The organism is Streptomyces sp. NPDC107562 (assembly GCF_055657325.1).
This window is the reverse complement of record NZ_JBVKBE010000001.1, coordinates 177,855-200,067: the sequence shown is the minus strand read 5'-3', so window position 1 is coordinate 200,067 and position 22,213 is coordinate 177,855. Positions and strand designations below refer to the sequence as shown.

The following is a 22,213-nucleotide window of genomic DNA, read 5'->3' as shown; positions in this document are numbered from 1 at the left end:
CTCCGGGTCACCGGGTCCCGGTCAGCCCGGAGACGTCCTCCGGCTCGTGGCCGCCGCCCGCACCGACGTCCTCACCGCCGACGTCCTCACCGCCGACGTCCTCACCGGCACCACCCTCTTCACCGGCGCCGGCACCGGCACCCGCGCCGGCCTCCTCGCCGGCTCCGGCGCCTTCACCGGCTCCGGCGCCCGCGTCGTCACCCGCACCGGCGCCCGCGTCGTCGCCGGCGCCCGCCTCGTCACCCGCACCCGCCCCGGCGTCACCGGCGCCGTCGCCCAGCGTCGCGCCGACGGCCTCCAGTGCCGTCGTGACCGGCTGGAAGAAGGTCTCGCCACCGGAGGTGCAGTCGCCGCTGCCGCCCGAGGTGAGGCCGAGGGCAAGGCCGTCCTGGGTGAACATCGAGCCGCCGCTGTCACCGGGTTCGGCGCAGACGTCGGTCTGGATGAGGCCGGTGACCGTGCCCTCGGGGTAGTTGACGGTGGCGTCGAGCCCGGTGACCGTGCCGTCGGCGAGGCCGGTGGTGCTGCCCATCCGGAACACCTGCTGACCGACGGTCGCCTCGGCCGCCTGGAGGATCGGGACGGTCTGCCCGCCGCCGACGGCGACGTCGCTCGGCGCCTCGGTCGCCGGGTCGTCGTACTTCACGAGCGCGAAGTCGCCCTCGCCCGGGAAGACGGCCTGGTCGACGGTGGCGATCGGGGCGCCGTTCTGGGCGTCGGACCACTCGGCGACGGCGACGCCGCAGTGCCCGGCGGTCAGGAAGGCCGGGGCACCGTCGCCCGCGGTGACGTTGAAGCCGAGCGAGCAGCGGGAGCCGCCGCCGAATATCGCGTCACCGCCGGAGGCGAAGGTCTTGAAGGTGCCGGCCGACTTCTGGATGGTCGCCATGCCGGAGCCGAGGCCCTGCACGGTCGACTCCAGCGTGTCCCACTTCTCGCCGGTGACCGTGCTGTCGGCGGTGACCCGGATCTTGTTGGTCCGCGGGTCGACGGCCCACGAGGTGCCCGGGATGGTGGCCTCGGTCTTCAGGGTCTGCGCGGCGGACCTCAGTTCGGCCGTGCTGTTCTCGACCTGGCGGACCGCGGCGCCTGCCCGCTTGGCCTGGACGACCAGTTGGTTGTTGTCGCCGACCACGTTGACGACGAGCTGCTGGTCGTTCTCGTCGTAGTAGGAGCCGGCGAAGGCGTCGCCGAGCAGGCCGGCGAGCTGCGAGGCGAGGTCCGAGGCGTCGCCCGCCTTCAGGGTCCGGGGCGCCGCGGCCGCGTCCTCGGCGCCGTCCTGGGACGCGTTGGCGTGGGGCAGCAGCAGTGCGGCCGCTCCGAGCGCCGCCACGCCGCCCACCGCGATTGCGGCCTTGCGCTTCGGAATTCGCTTGTGACTCAAGGGTTCTCGACCTCCTGGAGGACGGGGTCCGGGCCGCCGTCTCGTGGCGGCTGTGGGGGCGCCTGGATGGCCACTGGTACGCACGGGTCGCGCGGGACGTTCAATTCACGCTTCGCCGTGCGCCCGTCCCCGGGCCGAATCGGCCACGCTGCGCGCGCGCCCGCCGCACGCCGGGAACAATCCCCGTATGACGATGACCACCGCTGAGGCCGACAAGATCCTGTCCGCCAACTTCGCCCCCTGGGTGCTGCAACTGGGCCTGTCCGTCGAGGGCGTGGGCGAGGACCGTGCCACCCTGCGGCTGCCCTGGTCGGCGGGGCTGGCCCGGGAGGGCGGCGCGCTGTGCGGGCAGGCCCTGATGGCCGCCGCCGACACCGCCACCGTGATCGCCGTCTCGGCGGCGCGGGGCGCCTTCGTACCGATGACGACCGTTCAGCAGTCGACATCCTTCCAGCGCGCGGTGACGGACTCGGATGTCCTGATCGTGGCGGTGCTGACCAAACTGGGCCGGCGGACGGCGTTCGCCGACATCTCCATGACGGTCGAACGGACGGGGGAACTCGCGGCCCACGCGAGCACCGTCTACGCGCTTCTGGGCTGATACGGCTGGTAATCGATCAGCAACGGTCTGTCCCCGACCAGTAGCGGAATCCTCACTTCAGGGAATCTGCACATTCAATGCTCAACCAAGTCACCGGACCCCGGGGTTCTGCACATTCGCGCGCCCCGGGGCACGCCTTTGGGGCCGGAGTGCCGGATTCACCGGCCGGGCCGCAAGAGCCCGTGCGGGGCGATGCCGGGCGCCATGTGAAGAAGTCGCCGACAAGCCGTGCCCACACCTGCACGGATGGGGAGCGCTGGGGCTCAAGTGCCCTGGTGGGGCCTGTGTTTGATTGGAAGCCCGGCAGCGCCGCGTGCTTTGATCCATCGCACCGCAGGGTCTGCGAGGGCTCCCCGGCCAGGGGTGCCCGGCGCCCGCGGTCGCGGCCGTCCATCTGTCCCCAGAGGGGGCCGCTCCCCCCTTGTAAAATTGCCATACGAAGGGAAGTTCCATCATGAACTCCACCCCCCAGGTCGAGACCGTCGAGATCTCCGACGCCGAGCTCGACAACGTCTCGGGCGGCCTCTCCGTGAACGCCGTGAACACCGTCGTCGGCGCCGTGGACGGCATCGCCCCGGTTTCCGGTCTGGTCGACACGGTCGTCGGCACCGTCGAGGGTGTCACCGGCCTGAACACCGCGCCGGTCACCAACCTGGTCGCCGGTCTCTGATCGCACGCCAGTGCCGTTGAGTCCCGGAGCCGCCCCCCGGCTCCGGGACTCTTCGGATGCCGTCACTCAGTCCACCCGGTGAGGGAAGATCCGTGCAGTTCCGCCAGCAGGCCCTCGCCAAGCTCCAGTCGCCCGAGGAACTCGATCTCCCGGTGCGCCTCGCGCGTCCGCAGGGCTGGATCGTGCTGTCGGTGACCGTGGTCGCGATGGCCGCCGCGTCCGTCTGGGCGGTGACCGGCTCGGTGACCTCCACCGTGAGCGCACCGGCCGTCCTCACGCACGGCGAGGGCAGTTACATCCTGCAGAGCCCGGTCGCGGGCCAGGTCACGGCGATCGTCGCCGAGGAGGGCCGGCGCCTGCCCGCGAACTCCCCCGTCCTGAAGGTGCGTACCCCCGAGGGCGAGACCGTGGTGCGCACCATCGCCGCCGGGCGCCTGACCGCGCTCGCCGCGACGATCGGGCAGATCATCTCGACGGGCGCCGACGTCGCGGCCGTCGAGAAGGTGGCTGACGCGGACGACCCGCTGTACGCCACCGTGTACGTGCCCGCGGAGAACGCCGGGTCGATCCCCGCCGACGCCGCCGTGGACCTGACCGTGCAGACGGTCCCCACCCAGGAGTACGGCGTGCTGCGCGGCCATGTGAAGTCCGTGGACCGTGCCCCGCAGTCGCCCCAGGAGATCGCCTCGTTCCTCGGTGACAACCAGCTCGGCGAGCAGTTCACCAAGGACGGCCGCCCCGTCGCCGTGACTGTGCGCCTCGACCGGTCCGCCGCCACCAGGAGCGGCTACAAGTGGTCCTCGGCCGACGGACCGCCCTTCACCCTGACCTCCATGACGATGGCCACGGGCTCGATCCGGCTGGCCGATCAGCGTCCCGTCGATTGGCTGCTGCCGTGACCACCGCCGCACCCGAGACCCGTGGCCGGCGCCGGGCCGCCCCGCCCCGGCGCACCGTCCCGAAGGCCCGCCGCAGACCGGTCCGCACCCCCACCGTCCTCCAGATGGAGGCCGTCGAGTGCGGCGCCGCCTCCCTCGCGATGGTCCTCGGCCACTACGGCAGGCACGTCCCGCTGGAGGAACTGCGCATCGCCTGCGGCGTCTCCCGCGACGGCTCGCGGGCGAGCAATCTGCTGAAGGCCGCGCGCAGTTACGGACTGACCGCCAAGGGCATGCAGATGGACCTGGCGGCCCTGGCCGAGGTCAAGGCGCCGGCCATCCTGTTCTGGGAGTTCAACCACTACGTCGTCTACGACGGCATCGGCCGCCGGTTCGGCCGCCGCGGCGTGTTCGTCAACGATCCCGCCAAGGGCCGCCGCTTCGTGCCGGTCGAGGACTTCGACGGCAGCTTCACCGGCGTCGTCCTCACGATGGAGCCGGGCGACGACTTCAGCCGCGGCGGACGCAGGCCGGGTGTCTGGGGCGCGATGCCGGCCCGGCTGCGCGGCACCGCCGGGACGATGCCCGCCGCCGTGCTGGCGAGCCTGCTGCTGGTGGTGGTCGGCGCTGCGGTGCCCGCGCTCAGCCGGACGTACATCGACATGTTCCTGATCGGCGGGCAGACCTCGCTGCTGGACGTGCTGTTCGCCTCCATGGGCGCCTGTGTGCTGCTGACGCTGGTGCTGACCTGGTTGCAGCAGGCCAACCTGCACCACGGCCGCATCATCTCCTCCACCCTGTCCAGCGCCCGCTTCCTGCGCCATCTGCTGCGGCTGCCGGTCACCTTCTTCTCCCAGCGCAGCCCGGCCGACCTGGTGCAGCGCCTCCAGTCGAACGACGCGGTGGCCGAGACGCTGGCACGTGACCTGGCCTCGGCCGGCGTGGACGCGGTGGTCGTGGTGCTCTACGCCGTGCTCCTCTACACCTACGATCCGCAGCTCACCTTCGTGGGCATCGGCGTGGCGTTGCTGAACATCCTCGCCATGCGTGTCGTCATCCGGCTGCGCGCGACCCGGACCGCCAAACTGCGCGCGGACAACGCCCGCCTGACGAACACGGCCTACACCGGGCTCCAGCTGATCGAGACGATGAAGGCGACCGGCGGCGAGGACGGCTACTTCCGCAAGTGGGCCGGGCAGCATGCCACGACCCTGGAGGAACAGCAGGCGCTCGGAGTGCCGAGCGCCTGGCTGGGCGTGGTCGCGCCGACGCTCGCCACGCTCAACAGCGCCCTGATCCTGTGGATCGGCGGCATGCGCGCCATCGAGGGCCACATCTCCGTCGGCCTGCTCGTCGCCTTCCAGGCCCTGGTCACCCGCTTCACGGCCCCGCTGACCCGGCTCAACGGCGTGGCGGGCCGCATCCAGGACTTCGCGGCCGACGTGGCACGCCTGAAGGACGTGGAGAACTTCCGCACCGACCCGCTCTACGACCGGGCGGGCGGCGACTCCACGCGCAGGCTGCACGGCCATGTCGAGCTGGAGAACATCACCTTCGGCTACAGCCCGCTGGACAAACCCCTCCTCGCGGGCTTCGACCTGACGGTCGGGCCGGGCCGCCAGGTCGCGCTGGTGGGCGGCTCGGGCAGCGGCAAGTCGACCGTCTCCCGGCTGATCTCCGGCCTCTACACGCCGTGGGAGGGCGTGATCCGCATCGACGGGCAGCGCCTGGAGGACATTCCGCGCGGCGCGCTCGGGGCCTCCGTCTCCTTCGTCGACCAGGACGTCTTCCTCTTCGAGGGCTCGGTCCGGGACAACGTCGCGCTGTGGGACCCGTCCATCCCGGACGAGGCGGTGCTGGAGGCGCTCAAGGACGCCGCGCTGCACGACGTCGTCATGCGCCGCCCCGGCGGCATCCACAGCCGGGTCGAGCAGGACGGCCGCAACTTCTCCGGTGGGCAGCGCCAGCGGCTGGAGATCGCCCGGGCGTTGGTGCGCCGGCCCAGCATCCTCGTGCTGGACGAGGTGACCAGCGCGCTCGACGCCGAGACGGAGCTGACCGTCATGGACAACCTGCGCCGGCGCGGCTGCGCCTGCGTGGTCATCGCCCACCGGCTCAGCACGGTGCGGGACAGCGACGAGATCGTGGTGCTCCAGCACGGCACGATCGTGGAACGCGGTCGGCACGAGGAGCTGGTGGCACGCGGCGGCGCCTACGCGGCGCTGGTCAGGGAGCGATGAGATGACAGCCGTGCACGGCGACGACTACGTTCTCGCGGCGCTCGGGCAGGTGGGCACGCCCCTCGACTGCGCAGGGCTCGGCCGCCTGGACCTGGAGGGGCCGCAGGCGCTGTGGCTGGTCGCGGCGGGCGCCCTGGACCTGTTCGCGGTCGACGCGGCGCAACAGGGCCACTGGCACCACCTCGGCCGACTGGAGGCGGGCGCGCTGCTGCTCGGCCCCGTCCCCGGGCCGCAGCACACGCTGATCGCCCGGCCGGTCAGGGACTGTGTGGTCCACCGCATCGGGCTGCGCGAGCTGTACCAGCCGGCGGTGACGCAGACCTGGTCGTACGACGAGTACGGCAACCCGCAGTACGTGCCGCCGACGACGAGTCCGCTGGAGTACGCCCTCGCGCTCGGCGTCGGCCGCGGGCTGTCCATCCTCTTCCAGGCGCCGACGGCCGGTGAACGCGCCGCCGAGGTGACCGACGACGACGTGTTCTGGATGCAGGTGCCGCCCGGCAGCGTCCAGTACGGCTCCCTGTACGGCGCGGAGGCGGCGGCCGACCTGCTGATGGACCCGGCACTGTGGCAGAGCATGGTCGATCAGCAGTACCGCCTGCTGAGCACCCTGGACCGCTGGATCGAGCAGCTGGAGCGCACCCACGAGACCCGTACGGCCGCCGGCATCAAGGCCGGTGAACAGGTGCGCGCGCAGGCCGACCGGACGCTGCTCGCGGCGATCGGCAAGCCGTCGGCCAAGCGCACCACCGCCGCCGACGCCGACGCCACCTACGCGGCGTCCAAGCTGGTCGCCGCCGCTGCCGGGATCCCGCTCGCCGACCCTGGCCACGGCGGCGCCGAGAGCGACCGTCTCGACCCGGTCGAACGCATCGCCCTCGCCTCGCGCGTGCGGACCCGCGCGGTACGGCTGGACGGCACCTGGTGGCACGACGACGTGGGCCCGCTGGTGGGTCAACGGGCGTTGTCGGGGGCGCCGGTGGCGCTGCTGTGGCGGCGCGGCGGTTATGTGGCGGTGCATCCCGCGACCGGACGCGAGACGCCGATCGAGAAGGCCAACGCCCCGGAGTTCGAACCGCGCGCGGTGATGTTCTACCGTCCGCTGCCCGAACGCCCGCTGGGCCCCCTCGGACTGCTCCGGTTCTGCATGCGCGGCACGCGCCGGGATCTGACCGGGCTCCTGCTCAGCGGGCTCGTGACGGTGGCGATCGGCGCGCTGGTGCCCATCGCGACCGGCAAGGTGCTCGGTGAGTTCGTGCCGAAGGCGCAGGCGGGTCTGATCGCCCAGGTCTGTCTGGCGGTGATGGTCAGCAGCGTCGTGGCGGCGGCCTTCATGCTGCTGCAGAACATGACCATCCTGCGCCTGGAGGGCCGGATCGAGGCGACGCTGCAACCGGCCGTGTGGGACCGGCTGTTGCGGCTGCCGACGAAGTTCTTCACCAACCGCTCCACGGGTGAGCTGGCCAGCGCGGCCATGGGCATCAGCGCGATCCGCAGGCTGCTCGCCGGGGTCGGCCCGACCGTCGCCCAGTCGGTGACCGTGGGGGCGATGAACCTGGGGCTGCTGCTCTGGTTCAGCGTGCCGATGGCGCTGGCCGCGATGGGCATGCTCGTCGTCATCGCCGGTGTCTTCCTCGGGCTCGGGCTGTGGCAGGTGCGCTGGCAGCGACGGCTGACGGTGCTCGCCAACAAGCTGAACAACCAGGCGTTCCAGACCCTGCGCGGCCTGCCCAAGCTGCGGGTCGCGGCGGCCGAGAACTACGCGTACGCCGCCTGGGCGCGCGAGTTCGCGCGCAGCCGGGAGCTCCAGCAGCGGCTCGGCCGGATCAAGAACCTCACCACCGTGCTGGGCGCGATCTATCTGCCGCTGTGCTCACTGGCGATGTTCATGCTGCTCGCGGGTCCGGCGCGGGGTTCGATGTCGGCCGCCGACTTCCTCGCCTTCAACACCTCGGTGACGATGCTCCTCACCTCGGTCACCCAGGTCACGGGCGCGTTCGTGTCGCTGGTGGCCGCGCTGCCCCTGTACGAGCAGATCAAGCCGGTGCTGCGGGCGGCGCCGGAGGTGCGTACGGCCAGCACCCGGCCGGGGCCGCTCTCCGGGGCCGTGGAGGCGCGGCGGCTGTCGTTCCGCTACTCCGACGACGGCCCGCTGGTCCTCGACGACGTGTCGTTCGAGGTGCGGCCGGGTGAGTTCGTCGCGGTCGTCGGGCCGTCGGGCTGCGGCAAGTCGACCCTGCTGCGCCTGCTGATCGGCTTCGACAAGCCAGTGTCCGGGAGCGTGCTGTACGACGGTCAGGACCTGGCGGCGCTCGACCAGTCCGCCGTACGGCGCCAGTGCGGCGTGGTGCTCCAGCACGCGCAGCCGTTCACCGGCTCGATCCTGGACGTCATCTGCGGCACCGAGCCGTACACGCCGGAGGAGGCGATGACGGCGGCCGAGATGGCGGGCCTCGCCGAGGACATCAAGCGGATGCCGATGGGGCTGCACACCATCGTGGCGGGCAACGGGGCGGTCTCCGGCGGCCAGCGGCAGCGGCTGATGATCGCCCAGGCGCTGATCCGCCGGCCGCGCATCCTGTTCTTCGACGAGGCGACCAGCGCCCTCGACAACGAGACGCAGCGCAAGGTCATCGAGAGCACCAAGGCGCTCCACGCCACCCGCATCGTCATCGCCCACCGCCTGTCGACGGTCCTGGACGCCGACCGCGTCATCGTGATGGAGGACGGCAAGGTCGCCCAGCAGGGGCCTCCGGCGCAACTGCTCGCGGACACCGGCGGCAGGCTGCACGAGCTGGTGCGACGCCAGTTGGCCTGACGGGTCAGGGCTGTCCCGGAATCGGGGCGCCCGACGGGACACCCGCGTCGACGTAGGCCTGGTAGAAGCTCTTCCAGGGCGCCTCCGACCCCGCGTGCGGTCCCGCGAAGCGCTCCCCGCGCGCCTTGGCGTCCAGCGCGGCCAGGCAGACCTCCCACCCGGCGCCGTTGCGGGCGGCGGTGTCGGCGGCTTCGAGGACGTTGGTCAGGGTGAAGCGGGTGCTCCCGCCGTCGGTCGACGCCAGGTCGAAGTGGACCTCGTCGCCGCCCCACGCGAAGGACAGGTGGCGCGGCGGCTCGACGGCGAGCACCTCGCCGCTGGAGTCCTCCATGTTCGGGTCGCCGCCGAAGACGACGCGGCCGCCGGGGCGCATCTCGATCTCGGCGCGGGACGGGAACCACCCGGCCATTTCGTCCGGTTCGGTGACGAGGTGCCAGACGCGGTCGGCCGGGAGGTCGTAGGTGCGGCCGAAGCGGATCGCGGGGCGGCCGTCGTCCAGGGTCAGGAAAGTGCCGGTGAGGTCGGCGGTCATGGTGGATCGGCCCTCCGGTGGGGTGCTTCGACGGCTTCGACGATACCGGTGACCTGGGCGGCACCGGTGGCACGCCGGGGCCGGGCCGCCGGGCGGGGGCCACGGGCGCGGGGAGGGCGGATCTCCGGCGCGTAGGGGCACTGTGCAGGGCGCACGGGTGGAGGGGCAGTTGGAGGGGGTCGCGAGCGGGTACTCGCCCGTCCATGCGAATCAGTGTGGTGGACGTGGGGTCGAGAACGGTCCGTCTGGTCGTGGCGGACGCGCAGGGCGGGGTTCCACTGCCGGTTCACACCGCCAAGTGGCGGCTGCGGCTGTCCGAGCACGTCAAGACCGGGGAGGCGATTCCCGAGGAGGCGCTGGAACGGCTGGTGGCGGCGGTCGCCGAGGCGAAACGCACGTCGCAGCGCTGGGGTGCGGCGGGCCCGCTGGCCTTCGCCACGACGATCGTGCGCAGCGCCCCGAACCGGCTGGAGGTGCTGCGCGCCGTCCGGGCCCGGACCGGGGTGGAACTGTGCACGCTGCCCGGCGAGGTGGAGGCCGAGCTGACCTTCCTCGCGGCCCGGCGCTGGATGGGGTGGCGGTCGGGGCCGCTGGCGCTGCTGGACATCGGGGGCGGCACGTTCGAAGTGGCGTTCGGGCGGGGGCGCCTGCCGGACTTCGTGGCCTCGTTGCCGCTGGGCGCGGGCCGGCTGACGCACGAGTTCTTCCCGGCGCAGGACCTTCCCTCGCAGGCCCAGGTGAAGGCGCTGCGCCGCAAGGTGCGCCACCAACTGCGCGACGTCGGTGCGCGGATCCGCTGGGAGGGGCCCCGGTCGGCGGTCGTCACCTCGCGGACCTTCCAGCAGCTCGGCCGGCTGTGCGGCGCCGTGCCCGGACGCGAGGGGCCGTTCGTCGAGCGGCAGTTGCGGCGCGCGGACCTGCGCTCCGCCATGACGCGGCTGGCCGCCCTGCCTCCCATGGAGCGGGCCCTGCTGCCGGGCATCTCCGCGCCGCGCGCCGGGCAGAGCCTGGCGGGCGCGGTGGTCGGGCACACGGCCATGAAGATGACCGGCCTGAAGAGAGTCACCGTGTGCCCGTGGGCGATCCGCGAGGGTGTCCTGCTGCGGCACATCGAGGAGGGCGCGTCCTGGTGGGCGGAGGTCGGCCGGCTGAGCGAGGAGAGCGCGCCACCGGACCCGGTGCCCCTGCGGATCGCGGCCGCCACGTCCTGAGGCCGCGGTGAGGGGCGCCGCCCGTCCCCTTCGGGCGGTGGCACCACCGGCCGTGCCGCTCATTCGGGCGGTGCCCCCACCGGCCGCGCCGCGAGGGCCCGGGCCACTCCGGTCAGGTTGGCGGCCATCGCGCGGCCCGTGCGGTGCGACCACTCCCGGCCGCGCTCGTCGTCGAGGTAGTCGGGGCCGGCTCCGGGGCCGAGGTGCCAGTACGTCCAGGCCTGACCGGGGATCGTGTAGCCGATGTCGGCGAGGCCGCCGGAGATCTCGCTGATGACGTGGTGGGCGCCGTCCTCGTTTCCGGTGACGACGACCCCGGCGACCCGGTTGTAGGCGACGGGCCTGCCCTCGTCGTCGGTCTCGGCCAACATGGCGTCCATGCGTTCGAGGACGCGCTGGGCGACGGAGGACGGCCGGCCCAGCCAGGTCGGCGACGCGACGATCAGGATCTCGGAGCGGAGCAGCTTGTCGTGGACGCCCGGCCAGGCGTCACCCTCGCGCACCGCCTCGCTCGTCACTCCGGGCGCGATGTCCAGGTCGACGGCGCGCAGGACCTCGACCTCCACCCCGTCCTTCTCCAGTCGCTCGACGACGACCCGGGCCAGCGCCTCGGTGTTGGAGGGCTCGGGCGACGGCTTCAGCGTGCAGTTGATCACAAGTGCCTTCATGGGTCTCAGGTGTACCCGTGCAGCCGGATGCCAGTCGGGCGGGAATCCCGGCGTCATCCGGGTACTCGGTCCCGCATGACGCACGACCATCAGGAACCACGGCTGCCGTCCGCCCGCGGCCCCCTCTCGGCCTCGGTCATGGACTACCTCCGGGGCACGGGCCCGCTGCCCGGGACCGGGGACGTCGCGGACGCGGCCCCTTACGGCGAGGACCTCCAGCTCGCCCTGTACCTGTGTTACGAGCTCCACTACCGCGGCTTCGCGGGCGTGCCCGAGGACCGCGAGTGGGACCCCGGCCTGCTGGGCGCCCGCGCCGCGCTGGAGGACCGCTTCCTGACCGCCCTGCGGGCCGACACCCCGGCCCACGACGACGTCGAGGACGCGCTGGCCGAGATCCTCGTCGAACCGGTCGACGGCACGGGGGTCAGCCACTTCCTGCGTGACAAGGGCGAGCTGTGGCAGCTGCGCGAGTACGCGGCCCAGCGTTCCCTGTACCACCTCAAGGAGGCGGATCCGCACGCCTGGGTGCTGCCCCGGCTGTGGGGCAGGGCCAAGGCGGGGATGGCGGCGGTGGAGTTCGACGAGTTCGGCGGCGGCCGCCCGGACCGCGTCCATGCCCTGCTGTTCGCCCACCTGATGACGGACCTGGGCCTGGACACGACGTACGGGCACTACCTGGACGCGGCCTGCGCGGAACTCCTCGCCACGGTGAACCTCATGTCGCTGTTCGGCCTGCACCGCTCGCTGCGCGGGGCCCTGGTGGGCCACTTCGCCGCCGTGGAGATCACCTCGTCGCCGGGGTCCCGGCGGCTCGCCGAGGCCATGCGCAGGACGGGGGCGGGCCCGGCCGCCGAGCACTTCTACGACGAGCACGTCGAGGCCGACGCCGTGCACGAGCAGGTCGTACGGCACGACGTCATCGGCGGCCTGCTGGCCGAGGAGCCGCACCTGGCCCGGGACGTCGCGTTCGGCATCGACGCGACCGGGTTCACCGAGGACCGTCTCGCGGAGCGTCTGCTCACCGACTGGCAGGCGGGCAGGTCGTCACTGCGCACGCCGCTTTCCCCGGCCCCCGCGCCCGAAACTTCCCATATTTTCTGATTGCAGGGGTACCTGGTCGACGTGAATCCACTGGTGCCACCCGGCGTGTACACGCCTCAGGAAGACACAGACCTGCTGGCCGAGGCCCTGTCCGAGGAGCCGCTCCCACCGGGTGCGGACGTCCTCGACGTCGGCACCGGCAGCGGGGCCCTCGCGCTGCACGCCGCACGCCGGGGCCTGCGGGTCACGGCGGTCGACGTGTCACGGCGCGCGGTCTGGGCCGCCCGGGTCAACGCCCGGCTGTCCGGACTGCGGGTCCGCATCCTGCGCGGCAATCTCTTCGACCCCGTACGAGAACAGAAGTTCGACGTCATTCTGGCCAATCCGCCTTACGTCCCCGCGCCGGGCGGGGACACCGCGCCGCGCGGTACGGCCCGGGCGTGGGACGCGGGCCACGACGGACGGCTGATCCTGGACCGCATCTGCCGGGAGGCACCCGGCCTGCTGCGCCCCGGCGGCGTCCTGCTGGTTGTGCACTCCACCCTCAGCGCGCCCGAGCGCACCCTGACGCTGCTGCGGGCCGCCGGCCTGAAGGCGAGCATGACCCGGCGGCGCCGGATCGCGTTCGGCCCCGTACTGCGGGAGCGACAGGGGTGGCTGCGGGAGCGGGGGCTGCTGTCCGCCACCGAGGACAAGGAAGAGCTGGTGGTCGTCCGTGCCGAACTCCCCGTCTGACACACCGCGCCGGATCTCGGTCCGGCGCCAGGGCCCCCTGCTGCTGGAGGGGCCGGTGGAAGTGGAACTGGAGGACGGTACGACCGTCTCCTCCGACCGCTTCCGGGTCGCGCTGTGCACCTGCCGACGCAGTCGCCGCTATCCCTGGTGCGACACCAGCCACCGGGACCGGGCGCGGCGGTCCGACGAGTGATCCCAGGGGTCGGCGGGCGGCCCCACTCCGCCCTGCCGACCCCTGGGGCGAGACCCCAGGGCCCCCACGACGACGGCCCGCACTCCCCAACTGCGGGTCGTTCGCGGCATTCACGGGGGCCCGGCGATCCCGGTCCTAGAAGGCGAAGACGCTCGTCCCGTAGGAGTTCTTCACGCACTCGTTGGCGAAGATGCGCTCGTAGGAGACGTACTGGCCCTGCCAGACGCCGTCGACCCGGACGACCACGGGGTCGTACTCCCGGGTGCACCACACTCCGCTTCTGCTCTCCAGGGCGTCGAAGTTCCCGTCGGCGCCGCGCAGTTCGGCGCACGCCTCGACGGTGTTGGGGTGCGTCCCGGACGCCTTCGGGGCGCAGCTCAGCGTCACCGCCCGCTCGGGGGTGACGGTGGCCGAGCTCTCTCCGTGGCCCGTGGTGAGCACCAGGGCGGACGGGGCGTAGAGCGAGGCCGGGTCGGCGGCGGGGCTGGCGTGCGCGGCTCCGGTCAGGGGTCCGCAGACGGCGGCGGCCGTGAGGCCGAGGGTCGCTGCCCAGCGCGCGGGGTTCCGCATTGTGTGCATCCTTCCGCTTGATTGCGTGTCGTGCCGGAGTGGGCGTCGGTTGGTGCCCGACCGGCGACGGCGAGTCTGTCTGGTCCGCCGCCGAAACTCACGTCGACCCCATGCGTTTCAGTAACCTTGCGTATTGAAGCAGTGGCGCGAAGTCACGGAATTCGAACGTTACAACCGCGTGAAGGTGCCGCTCTTGATCACCCGGTGTGGCCGAATGGCTGGATTTCCGCGGTTCGTTAATCGGCCTGAAACATTCCGGATGCCCCCGAAGCGCGGTCCGTTTCCACCCTTTGTGTCCCTGTGCGCCGGGCGTCGGCGGGGCCTCCACGGCAGCGCCGGCGTCCCCCTGGACGGACCTGCGCTTACTCGTCAGTATCGTCGCAACGACGCGGCTCGACGGTGAGAGGGCGGGGACCTGGCGATGGCGAAGCACTGGGCCGACTTCCAGTACGAGATCTATCTGAACGGGATGACGGGGGCCGTGCCGCGGCTGCCGACCGATCTGACCCGTCTGGAAGAGCTCGCCGAGCGGCGGCTCGGTCCCGGACCCGTGGGATACGTCGCGGGCAGCGCCGGCGACGGCAGCACGGCACGCGCCAACCGGGCCGCGCTGCGCCGCCGTCGGATCGTGCCGCGGATGCTGCGGGACGTGCACGAGCGGGACCTGTCGGTCGAGGTGCTGGGCCGCGTGCTGCCGGCGCCGGTCGCGCTGGCGCCGGTGGGAGTGCTGTCGATCATGCATCCGGACGCGGAGTGCGCGGCCGCCCGGGCGGCCGCCGCGCAGGGCGTGCCCTACGTGCTGTCCTCGGCGTCCAGCACGCCCCTGGAACAGGTCGCGGAGGCGATGGGCGACGCCGAGCGCTGGTTCCAGCTGTACTGGGCCAAGGACCGTGAGGTGACCCGCAGTTTCCTGAAGCGGGCGAGGGCGAGCGGGTTCAGCGTCCTGGTCGTCACCCTGGACACGCCGCTGCTGGCCTGGCGGCCGCGTGACCTGGACCAGGCGTACCTGCCGTTCCTGCACGGCGTCGGCACCGCCAACTACTTCACCGACCCGGCGTTCCGGGCGGGCCTCGCCAAGCCCGTGCACGAGGATCCGAACGCGGCGGTGATGCACTTCGTCGGCATGTTCGCCGATCCCGCCAAGACCTGGCAGGACCTGACGTTCCTGCGGGAGAACTGGGACGGCCCGATCGTCCTCAAGGGGGTCCTGCACCCCGACGACGCCCGGCAGGCCGCCGACGCCGGGATGGACGGTGTCGTGGTGTCCAACCACGGCGGGCGTCAGGTGGCCGGCTCCGTGGCCGCGGCCGACGCGCTGCCCGGCGTGGTGGCGGCGGTCGGTGACCGGTTGACGGTGCTGTTCGACAGCGGGGTGCGCACCGGGGACGACGTCTTCAAGGCGCTGGCCCTGGGGGCCCGGGCGGTCCTGGTCGGACGGCCCTACGTCTACGGTCTCGCGCTCGACGGCCAGGCGGGGGTGGAGCACGTCATCCGCTGCCTGCTCGCCGAACTCGACCTGACCCTCGCCCTGTCGGGCCACGCCACCCCGGCCACGACGGGTCCGCACGACCTCGTGGAGGAACCCGCCTGACCCCGCACGGGCCGCGGACGCCCTGGCCGGCACCCCAGCCGGCCAGGACCGCCGGACGACCCGCGCCCGCCGCCCACCGCCCACCGCCCACCGCCGAGGGCCTGTCGTTCGGATCGCACCGCGGACGCGGGGCCCGGCACACCCTCCCCCGGAGGGGACCGGCGCCGACGAACCACCGCCGATCCTCCGCGGCCTGATCCAACGACAGGCCTAGGAGCCGCCGCCCAGTCCTGCCTGTCTCGCCGACGGGTCGGCCGTTTCCGCGACCGACAGCGAACCCGCACCGGTCGGCTGCGGATCGGTCAGCCACCGCTGGTCGTCGGACCCGTCCCGGACCGTGACCACGATGTCGGCGCCCGGGTCCCCGGTCGTGACGGAGAGCGCGAGCTGCTCGTCCCAGCGCGGCAGCAACTCGCCCTGGACGGTGAGGTCGTAGCGCACGTCGTCCGCGCGCCCGTCCTGCTCCCCCGCACAGGTGCCGAGGATGACGACGCCGGCGTCGGCGTGCGAGTCCAGGCACAGCTCGGGGTCGGCCACGCTGCGCAGCTGCCCGTCGGTCTCGTACGACCACTGCTGGGTCGGCTCCGTCGAGCACGCGTCCAGCACCGCCGTGGCCGCCTCCTCGACCTCGCCGCGAATGTCCAGGCACAGCTCGCTCTCGGCGTTGCGCAGCCGGGTCTGCCGGGGCGCGTTCGGGAGCTGGGCGGTGCCGGGGGCCGTGGGCTGCGCCTGGGTGCCGGTGCCCGGCACCGACGCGGTGCCCTCGGCGCCTTCGGTGCCCTCGGTGGCGCCCGCGGAGGCCGTCGGATCCGTCTCGCCGTCGTAGGAGGACAGGCTGGTGGCGAGGAGCGTGCCGAGCAGGGCGGCGGAGGCGATGCCGGCACCGGTGCGCAGCGCCCGGGACGAACGCCCGGTCATGCCGGGGAGGCGGGCCAGGACGCCGTGCCGTTCCACGCGGCGGGCCCGGCTGCGGCGGGCCGCGGCGCGGGTGCGCGGCCGGTGCTCGTGGCGACCGGGGCGGGAGTCGAGATAGCGGCGGCTGCCCCAGCCGAGCACGGCCTCGGCGAGCAGCACGCCCAGCCCGCCCTCGAAATGGCTGAGTTGCTCGGCGGCGTCACGGCAGTAGCGGCACTCCACGAGGTGCTGCTGGACGTCCGGCAGCAGGGCGCCGCCGCGGCGGATCGGGACGTCGAGGAGCCGGTTGTAGTAGCGGCAGTCCTTGGACGGCGCGAGTTCCTGATGGGCCCGTACACAGCCCTCGCGGAATTTGTCCCGGGCCTCGTCGAGGAAGGCCGACGCGGTGTCGGTGTCCATGCCGAGCAGACCGGCGGGGAAGGCGATCGGCTCCGCCTCGACCTCGGAGTGCCACAGCAGAGTGCGGGCGGCTCCGGGAAGGCCCTGGAATGCGCGTTCGGCCAACTTGCGGTTTTCCGGGGTCATGGACTTCGCGGTGCGCATACCACGCCCACCGGCCGGTTTCCGCAACTCCGGGAGTGCCCCCGCTATTCGCTCCTCCGCCGACCACATCCGTACGGCGTCCCGCACGCTCACCAGTACCCGGGGGCGCAGCGCCTCGCCCGGCTCGCCCAGCGTGAGCCGGTCGAAGACCTGGTGGAAGGCCGCCGAGGTGACCATGGACGCGATGCTCGCCGAGGAGGCGAGGCAGATCACCGCGTAGTCGTGCGCCGACGGCCAGTGGCGGGCGAACAGCAGGGCCGTCGAGTGGGCCACTTCGACGTCCGGGGCGCCGGTCAGCCGGGCGGCGAGGGCGGCGTCGGACTCGGCGGGATCACCGCCCACGGGCGGGTAGGGCGGGCGAGGGGGGTGGGGGGTGGGCACTGAGCGGATTCCTTCCCACGCAAGGTGACACAGGAGTTCTGTCCGTCAAAAAGGGAGGCCCGGTCGGTGCGTACCTTTTTCACGGGGTGCGAGGGGGCGTGAATTGTGCGCGTGCGCCCGGCCATTCCCCCCGCCGGAGGGTTCACCTTTGCACAGCTCGCTCTCGACCAACAAGGCGGTCGGGCAACATACCCATCACTGACAGAAAGTTAAATTCGGCGGCAACTCCTGCACGTGGCTCGCCATTCGCCATTTCGAGCGCCGCGTGTGAAACTCCGGTACGTCCACGAGGTCCCGGACCTCAGATCTGCCAGGACCGCAGCCGGTCCGCCGCCCCGTACACGTCCGCCCTGCCGTCGATCAGGTCGCGGGCGAGGTCCACCAGGGCGCCGTAGGGCGGGTCGACGCCGACACCGCTGACGAACAAGTAGGCCACGGCGGTCGCGCAGGCGAAGCGGGCGTTGGCCGAGGGCAGGGGCCTGAGCAGGGCGAGGGTGTGCAGCAGGGCCGCGGCCCGCCAGGCCGGGTCGGAGTTCACGCCGAGGCGGGGCGGGTCGACGCGGTGCCGGGCGACGGCGGCGACCAGGGCGGAGAAGTCGCTGATCGTCGGCTGGTCCGGCAGGACCTCCTCGTGCCGCTGGAGCAGCCAGGGCACGTCGATGTGCAGGACGGGTGCCATCGCTCAGGCGACCCGGCCCTCGCCGCCGGCGGACGGCTCGTCGTCGGGGAAGGCGGCCGCGAATTCGTCCGCGTGGTCGGCGAAGAACCGGCGGAAGGCCTCGGCGCCCTCCTGCAGCGCCCGGTGCCGCGCGATGTCGGCCGCGGCCGCCTCGCGCACGAGGGCCTTCATCGACGTACCGCGCTCCTTGGCGATCTGCCGCAGGTCCTCCAGCTCGCGATCGCTGAACTCCACGTTGAGGGCTGGCATGTTCTCACGGTACCGCCCGGGTACTTACCCGTAAATACCAGCAGCTCAGATGGGCCACGAGACGGTACCGGACAGGGCAGCGGACGCTCAGAATGCGGGAGCGAGGGGTCACATCGCGTCGCCCCGAGGTCATTTCCGGAACAGCCATCGGCACGGGTGAGTGCATCGTTCACCGGCCGTTCACCGACCGTTCGCCAGACCCCTCGCCGGGTCCGCCGGACCGGCTCCGCGCGCCGTCCTGGCAGCCGTCGACGACACATCAGAAGCGCTCACAACTTGTCGCGGCCAAACAGCTTCTGACAGGCCGCCAGGAGAGCCGCCGACGTGCGGTGCGTTCCTTCCGCCTTGGTGCGCCCCACCGCCGCGAACCCGCCGTGGACCGGTGTACGGGACGTCCCCCGCGAGCGGATTCGTGCCGGTCCGTGACGCACTACCCTGGAACCGATGTGGCGCGATTGTTCACTGTGCGTATGCGCGATGGAGTGACGACGATGACCCCGGACTACCCGTTCGACGAGGCTGCCACGGCCCGGGCGGTCATCGACGCCGAGGGCCGGGTGGCCGAGTGGGGCGAGGGCGCCCGGCGGTTGCTGGGCTGGACGCCGGACGAGGTCCTCGGACGCCCCGCCGTGCGGCTCCTCGAGGGTCCGGCGCCCGCCGCCCGCGGGCCGCGCTGGGACGGAACGCTGACCCTGCGCCGCCAGGACGGCGGCACGGTCTCCGTGTGGCTGCTCGCCCACCGCCGGCCCGTGCCCGACGGCGGCGGCGGGGAATGGCTGGTCGTCAGCCCGTTGGAGAGCGCGCGCTCCCGTCCGCGCGGCGAGGCGCTGGACCGGGCCGGGCTCATCCAGTCGCCGTGCGCCCTGGCGATCTACGACGACCGCCTCCGGCTGCACCGGATGAACGACGCCCTGGCCGAGCTCCTCGGGCTGCCCGGGGAGCGGGTGCGCGGCCTGCGCGTGTCCGAGCTCGGTGGCCGGCCCCAGAGCCAGGAGATCGAACGGCAACTGCACCACGTGCTCACCACCGGTGAGCGGCGCGACGTCCGGACGTACGCCCCCGTCGGGGAGAACGGCCAGGTGAACGCCTGGCTGGCCCGGATGGCTCCCGTCCGGGACGAGGCGGGCCGGGTGTGCGGCGTGTCCGTGGCCGTGCACGACTTCACCGACGAGCACCGGGCCCACGAACGGCTTCAGCTGCTCGACGAGGCGAGCCGGCGGATCGGCAGCACCCTCGACGTCGTCCGGACGGCGCAGGAGTTGGCGGACGTCTGCGTACCCCGGATCGCCGACTTCGTCGGTGTCGATCTGCTCGACCCTGCGGAGGCGGGGAGCGAGACCGTCACGGATCCGCTCACCGCACCGGTCACCCTGCGCAGGGCGGCCCACCGGTCGCTCTCCCCCGCCGGCTACGAGGCGGTCGTGCGGCCGGGGGAAGCCGAGACCTATCCCGCGGCCTCACCGCAGGCGGACTCGCTGCTGTCCGGCCGGACGACGACGGCGGTCCTGCCGACCGAGTCCCTCGGTCTGCGGCCGAGCCGCGGCACCGCCCCCGGTGAGCGGACCGGGCAGGACGCCGGCCACGCCACGCTGGCCGTGCCGATCCGGGCACGCGGCACGACCCTGGGCGTCGTCGTGCTCGTCCGGTTCCACCGCGCCGACCCGTTCGCGCCCGACGACCGGTTGCTGGCCGAGGAGATCACGGCACGGGCCGCCGTCTGCATGGACAACGCCCGCCGCTACTCCCGCGAGCGCGAGACCGCGCTCACCCTGCAGCGCAGCCTGCTGCCGCGGTCGCTGCCGAGCACGGCGGCCGTCGAGGCGTGCTCGCGCTACCTGCCCGCGGCCCGGGCTGGGGTGGGCGGCGACTGGTTCGACGTCATCCCGCTGTCCGGGATGCGGGTCGCGATGGTGGTCGGTGACGTCGTCGGCCACGGCGTGCAGGCCTCCGCCACGATGGGGCGGCTGCGCACCGCCGTGCGCACGCTCGCCGACATCGACCTCGCCCCCGACGAGCTGCTCACCCACCTCGACGACCTGGTGCTGCGGCTCTCCGACGAGGCCGGCACCGACGGCAGCCCCGGGGAGGTGGGGGCCACCTGCGTGTACGCCGTGTACGACCCGGTGTCGCGGCGCTGCACGCTGGCCCGGGCCGGGCATCCCGCGCCTTTGATGGTGCGGCCGGGCGGCACGGCCGAGGAGGTCGAGCTGCCCGCGGGGCCACCCCTGGGCCTCGGCGGGCTGCCGTTCGAGGCGGCGGAGCTGCGGCTGCCCGAGGGCACCGTGCTCGCATTCTTCACCGACGGGCTGGTCGAGTCCCGGGAGCGGGACGCCGGCGTCGGCCATCGGCTGCTGCGCGAGTCGCTGTCCCGGAACGCCGCGACCCTGGAGCTGGTCTGCGACGAGATCCTGCACCGGCTGCTGCCGGCGGGCGGCGCCTACGACGACGTCGCGCTGCTGCTGGCCCGCACCCAGGGGCTGCCCGCCTCGCGGGTCGCGACCTGGGACATCCCGGCCGACCCGGCGCTGGTCGCCCCGGTACGCAAGCAGGTGGTGGACCAGCTCGGCCGCTGGGGCCTCGAGGAGGCGGGATTCACCACCGAGCTGGTGGTCAGCGAGCTGGTCACCAACGCCATCCGCTACGGCGCCCGCCCCATCCGGCTCCGGCTTATCCATGGCGCCGACACACTGATCTGCGAGGTGTCGGACACCAATCACAGCGCGCCGCACCTGCGGCGCGCCAAGACGTGGGACGAGGGCGGGCGCGGCCTCCTGCTGGTCGCCCAGCTCACCCAGCGCTGGGGCAGCAGGCACACACCCGAGGGCAAGACGATCTGGGCGGAGCTGACGCTGCTCGCCGAGGCCTGAGCCGGATCTCACCGGACTCTTACCCTCGCCTGGTGCCATGGACGGGCACCAGCTGACCGACGCCGCTTGAGGATCCGCCCTGCACACCCCGCTCGCCGAAGCCCTGTCCGTCGTTCTGCTCGCCCTCGTTCTCGGGTGGGCGGTACTGCGCCCGTTCCGGCTGCCGGAGGCGGTGGTGGCCGTACCGGCGGCCGGGCTGGCGGTGGTGACGGGGGCGATCTCGCCCGACCACGCGCTGGAGGAGATCGGGCGGCTCGCGCCGGTGGTGGGTTTCCTCGCCGCGGTCCTGGTACTGGCCCACTTCTGCGACGTGGAGGGGCTGTTCCGGGCCTGCGGGGCCTGGCTGGCGCACCGGGCGGCGGGGCGGCCGGGCCGGTTGCTGACGGCGGTGTTCGCTCTGGCCTCGGTGGTGACGGCGGTCCTCAGCCTGGACGCCACGGTGGTGCTGCTGACCCCGGTGGTCCTGGCCACCGCCGCCCGGTCGGGGGGCCGTGCCCGGCCGCATCTGTACGCGTGCGCGCACCTGTCGAACACGGCGTCGCTGCTGCTGCCCGTCTCCAACCTCACGAACCTGCTGGCGTTCGCCGCGAGCGGGCTGAGCTTCACCCGGTTCGCCGCGCTGATGGCGCTGCCCTGGCTGGTCGCGATCGGCGCCGAGTATCTGGTCTTCCGGCGGTTCTTCGCCCGCGACCTGGCGGCGGCGCCCGCGCCCGAGGAAGCGGTGAAGACGCCTGAGCGGCCCGTGTTCGCGCTGGTCACGGTGGCCTGCACGCTGGCCGGGTTCGTGGTGACCTCGGCGCTCGGCCTGGAACCGGCCTGGGCCGCCGCCGCGGGCGCGCTGGCCCTGGCGGTACGTGCCTGCGTACGTCGGCACGCGACGCCGTTCACGGTGGTGCGGGCCTCGGCACCCGCGTTCCTGGCGTTCGTGCTCGCCCTCGGTGTGGTGGTGCGGGCGGTCGTCGACAACGGCCTCGCCGGTGCGCTCGGGCACGCGCTGCCCGACGGATCCGGTCTGCCGGCCCTGCTCGGCATCGCCGCGCTGGCCGCCCTCCTGGCCAACCTGATCAACAACCTGCCCGCGGTGCTCGTCCTGCTGCCGCTGGCCGCCCCGTCCGGGCCGGGCGCGCTGCTGGCCGTGCTGCTCGGCGTCAACATCGGCCCGAACCTCACGTACGCGGGGTCGCTCGCGACCCTGCTGTGGCGCCGCATCGTCCAGCGTCACGGCCACCACGTCGGCCTGGGCGAGTTCACCCGCCTCGGCCTGCTCGCCGTCCCGGCGACGCTGATCACCGCCGTGCTGGCGCTGTGGGTGTCCCTCGGGGTCGTCGGGACGTGAGCCACCCGGGTGGAGCAGTCACACTTCACCGGTGCGCCGCCACGCGTGCCACGGACAGGCCGGTGCCCTCCACCTCCAGCAGGCGGGCGGCGTGCCGCAGGCGTCTTACGC

Annotated in this window: 19 protein-coding genes; 12 read left to right on the top strand and 7 right to left on the bottom strand. The window is 73.0% G+C overall.

Annotated features, from left to right (window positions below; genetic code table 11):
* Positions 1 to 7: 7 nt before the first annotated feature.
* Positions 8 to 1,384 carry a S1 family peptidase gene (locus ACZ7LV_RS00980; RefSeq protein ID WP_471934680.1) on the bottom strand — a complete coding sequence of 459 codons (1,377 nt, stop codon included), beginning with the start codon at positions 1,382 to 1,384 and terminating at the stop codon, positions 8 to 10.
* A gap of 187 nt (positions 1,385 to 1,571) precedes the next feature.
* Here ACZ7LV_RS00980 and ACZ7LV_RS00975 point away from each other — a divergent pair, with 187 nt between their 5' ends.
* The 5 genes from ACZ7LV_RS00975 to ACZ7LV_RS00955 all read left to right on the top strand — a co-directional run bounded on the left by ACZ7LV_RS00975 (position 1,572) and on the right by ACZ7LV_RS00955 (position 8,591).
* Positions 1,572 to 1,985: a PaaI family thioesterase gene (locus ACZ7LV_RS00975; protein WP_471934679.1), complete on the top strand. Its 414-nt coding sequence runs from the start codon at positions 1,572 to 1,574 to the stop codon at positions 1,983 to 1,985.
* A gap of 454 nt (positions 1,986 to 2,439) precedes the next feature.
* Entirely contained in the window at positions 2,440 to 2,655 is a 216-nt protein-coding gene (locus ACZ7LV_RS00970; protein WP_196456400.1) for a type A2 lantipeptide, read from the top strand.
* Between the two features lie 92 nt (positions 2,656 to 2,747).
* Entirely contained in the window at positions 2,748 to 3,554 is an 807-nt protein-coding gene (locus tag ACZ7LV_RS00965; protein WP_471934678.1) for a hypothetical protein, read from the top strand.
* Positions 3,551 to 5,773 carry an NHLP family bacteriocin export ABC transporter peptidase/permease/ATPase subunit gene (locus ACZ7LV_RS00960; RefSeq protein ID WP_471934677.1) on the top strand — a complete coding sequence of 741 codons (2,223 nt, stop codon included), beginning with the start codon at positions 3,551 to 3,553 and terminating at the stop codon, positions 5,771 to 5,773. Before ACZ7LV_RS00965 ends, ACZ7LV_RS00960 begins: the two co-directional genes overlap by 4 nt.
* Position 5,774: 1 nt before the next feature.
* On the top strand, positions 5,775 to 8,591 hold the full coding sequence (locus tag ACZ7LV_RS00955; RefSeq protein ID WP_471934676.1) for an NHLP bacteriocin export ABC transporter permease/ATPase subunit: 2,817 nt from the start codon (positions 5,775 to 5,777) through the stop codon (positions 8,589 to 8,591).
* A gap of 4 nt (positions 8,592 to 8,595) precedes the next feature.
* Here the strand turns inward: ACZ7LV_RS00955 and ACZ7LV_RS00950 are convergent, their stop codons facing one another.
* Positions 8,596 to 9,123 (bottom strand): SRPBCC family protein, encoded by a 528-nt coding sequence (locus ACZ7LV_RS00950; protein WP_471934675.1) that lies wholly within the window; start codon positions 9,121 to 9,123, stop codon positions 8,596 to 8,598.
* A gap of 203 nt (positions 9,124 to 9,326) precedes the next feature.
* On the opposite strand from ACZ7LV_RS00950, the gene ACZ7LV_RS00945 reads away from it, so the two are divergent.
* A complete protein-coding gene (locus ACZ7LV_RS00945) occupies positions 9,327 to 10,334 on the top strand; it encodes a Ppx/GppA family phosphatase (RefSeq protein WP_471934674.1) in 1,008 nt (335 codons plus the stop codon).
* A gap of 59 nt (positions 10,335 to 10,393) precedes the next feature.
* Here the strand turns inward: ACZ7LV_RS00945 and ACZ7LV_RS00940 are convergent, their stop codons facing one another.
* On the bottom strand, positions 10,394 to 11,002 hold the full coding sequence (locus ACZ7LV_RS00940; RefSeq protein ID WP_471934673.1) for a flavodoxin family protein: 609 nt from the start codon (positions 11,000 to 11,002) through the stop codon (positions 10,394 to 10,396).
* A gap of 75 nt (positions 11,003 to 11,077) precedes the next feature.
* On the opposite strand from ACZ7LV_RS00940, the gene ACZ7LV_RS00935 reads away from it, so the two are divergent.
* Genes ACZ7LV_RS00935 through ACZ7LV_RS00925 form a run of 3 tightly spaced genes read left to right on the top strand, consistent with a single transcriptional unit; the run spans position 11,078 to position 12,971 of the window.
* Positions 11,078 to 12,103 (top strand): iron-containing redox enzyme family protein, encoded by a 1,026-nt coding sequence (locus ACZ7LV_RS00935; protein ID WP_471934672.1) that lies wholly within the window; start codon positions 11,078 to 11,080, stop codon positions 12,101 to 12,103.
* A 21-nt stretch (positions 12,104 to 12,124) separates the two neighbouring features.
* A complete protein-coding gene (locus tag ACZ7LV_RS00930; protein ID WP_471934671.1) occupies positions 12,125 to 12,778 on the top strand; it encodes a HemK2/MTQ2 family protein methyltransferase in 654 nt (217 codons plus the stop codon).
* Entirely contained in the window at positions 12,759 to 12,971 is a 213-nt protein-coding gene (locus tag ACZ7LV_RS00925; protein WP_471934670.1) for a CDGSH iron-sulfur domain-containing protein, read from the top strand. Before ACZ7LV_RS00930 ends, ACZ7LV_RS00925 begins: the two co-directional genes overlap by 20 nt.
* Before the next feature lie 135 nt (positions 12,972 to 13,106).
* Here ACZ7LV_RS00925 and ACZ7LV_RS00920 read toward each other — a convergent pair whose 3' ends face one another.
* Positions 13,107 to 13,541, bottom strand: a complete 435-nt coding sequence (locus ACZ7LV_RS00920) for a protease inhibitor (RefSeq protein WP_471934669.1) — start codon at positions 13,539 to 13,541, stop codon at positions 13,107 to 13,109.
* A gap of 421 nt (positions 13,542 to 13,962) precedes the next feature.
* Between ACZ7LV_RS00920 and ACZ7LV_RS00915 the strand changes: the two genes are divergently transcribed.
* Positions 13,963 to 15,132, top strand: coding sequence for a lactate 2-monooxygenase (locus ACZ7LV_RS00915; protein WP_471934668.1), 1,170 nt, complete (start codon positions 13,963 to 13,965; stop codon positions 15,130 to 15,132).
* 210 nt (positions 15,133 to 15,342) lie between these two features.
* On the opposite strand, the gene ACZ7LV_RS00910 is transcribed toward ACZ7LV_RS00915, so the two are convergent.
* The 3 genes from ACZ7LV_RS00910 to ACZ7LV_RS00900 form a co-directional block, all read right to left on the bottom strand.
* Positions 15,343 to 16,971, bottom strand: a complete 1,629-nt coding sequence (locus ACZ7LV_RS00910; protein WP_471934667.1) for an RICIN domain-containing protein — start codon at positions 16,969 to 16,971, stop codon at positions 15,343 to 15,345.
* Between the two features lie 301 nt (positions 16,972 to 17,272).
* Positions 17,273 to 17,650 carry a toxin Doc gene (locus ACZ7LV_RS00905; RefSeq protein ID WP_471934666.1) on the bottom strand — a complete coding sequence of 126 codons (378 nt, stop codon included), beginning with the start codon at positions 17,648 to 17,650 and terminating at the stop codon, positions 17,273 to 17,275.
* 3 nt (positions 17,651 to 17,653) lie between these two features.
* Entirely contained in the window at positions 17,654 to 17,899 is a 246-nt protein-coding gene (locus ACZ7LV_RS00900) for a hypothetical protein (protein ID WP_401666984.1), read from the bottom strand.
* A gap of 491 nt (positions 17,900 to 18,390) precedes the next feature.
* Here ACZ7LV_RS00900 and ACZ7LV_RS00895 point away from each other — a divergent pair, with 491 nt between their 5' ends.
* Complete coding sequence (locus ACZ7LV_RS00895) at positions 18,391 to 20,766, top strand: SpoIIE family protein phosphatase (protein ID WP_471936028.1); 2,376 nt, start codon at positions 18,391 to 18,393, stop codon at positions 20,764 to 20,766.
* Positions 20,767 to 20,845: 79 nt separating this feature from the next.
* Entirely contained in the window at positions 20,846 to 22,102 is a 1,257-nt protein-coding gene (locus tag ACZ7LV_RS00890) for an SLC13 family permease (protein ID WP_471936026.1), read from the top strand.
* Positions 22,103 to 22,213: the final 111 nt, after the last annotated feature.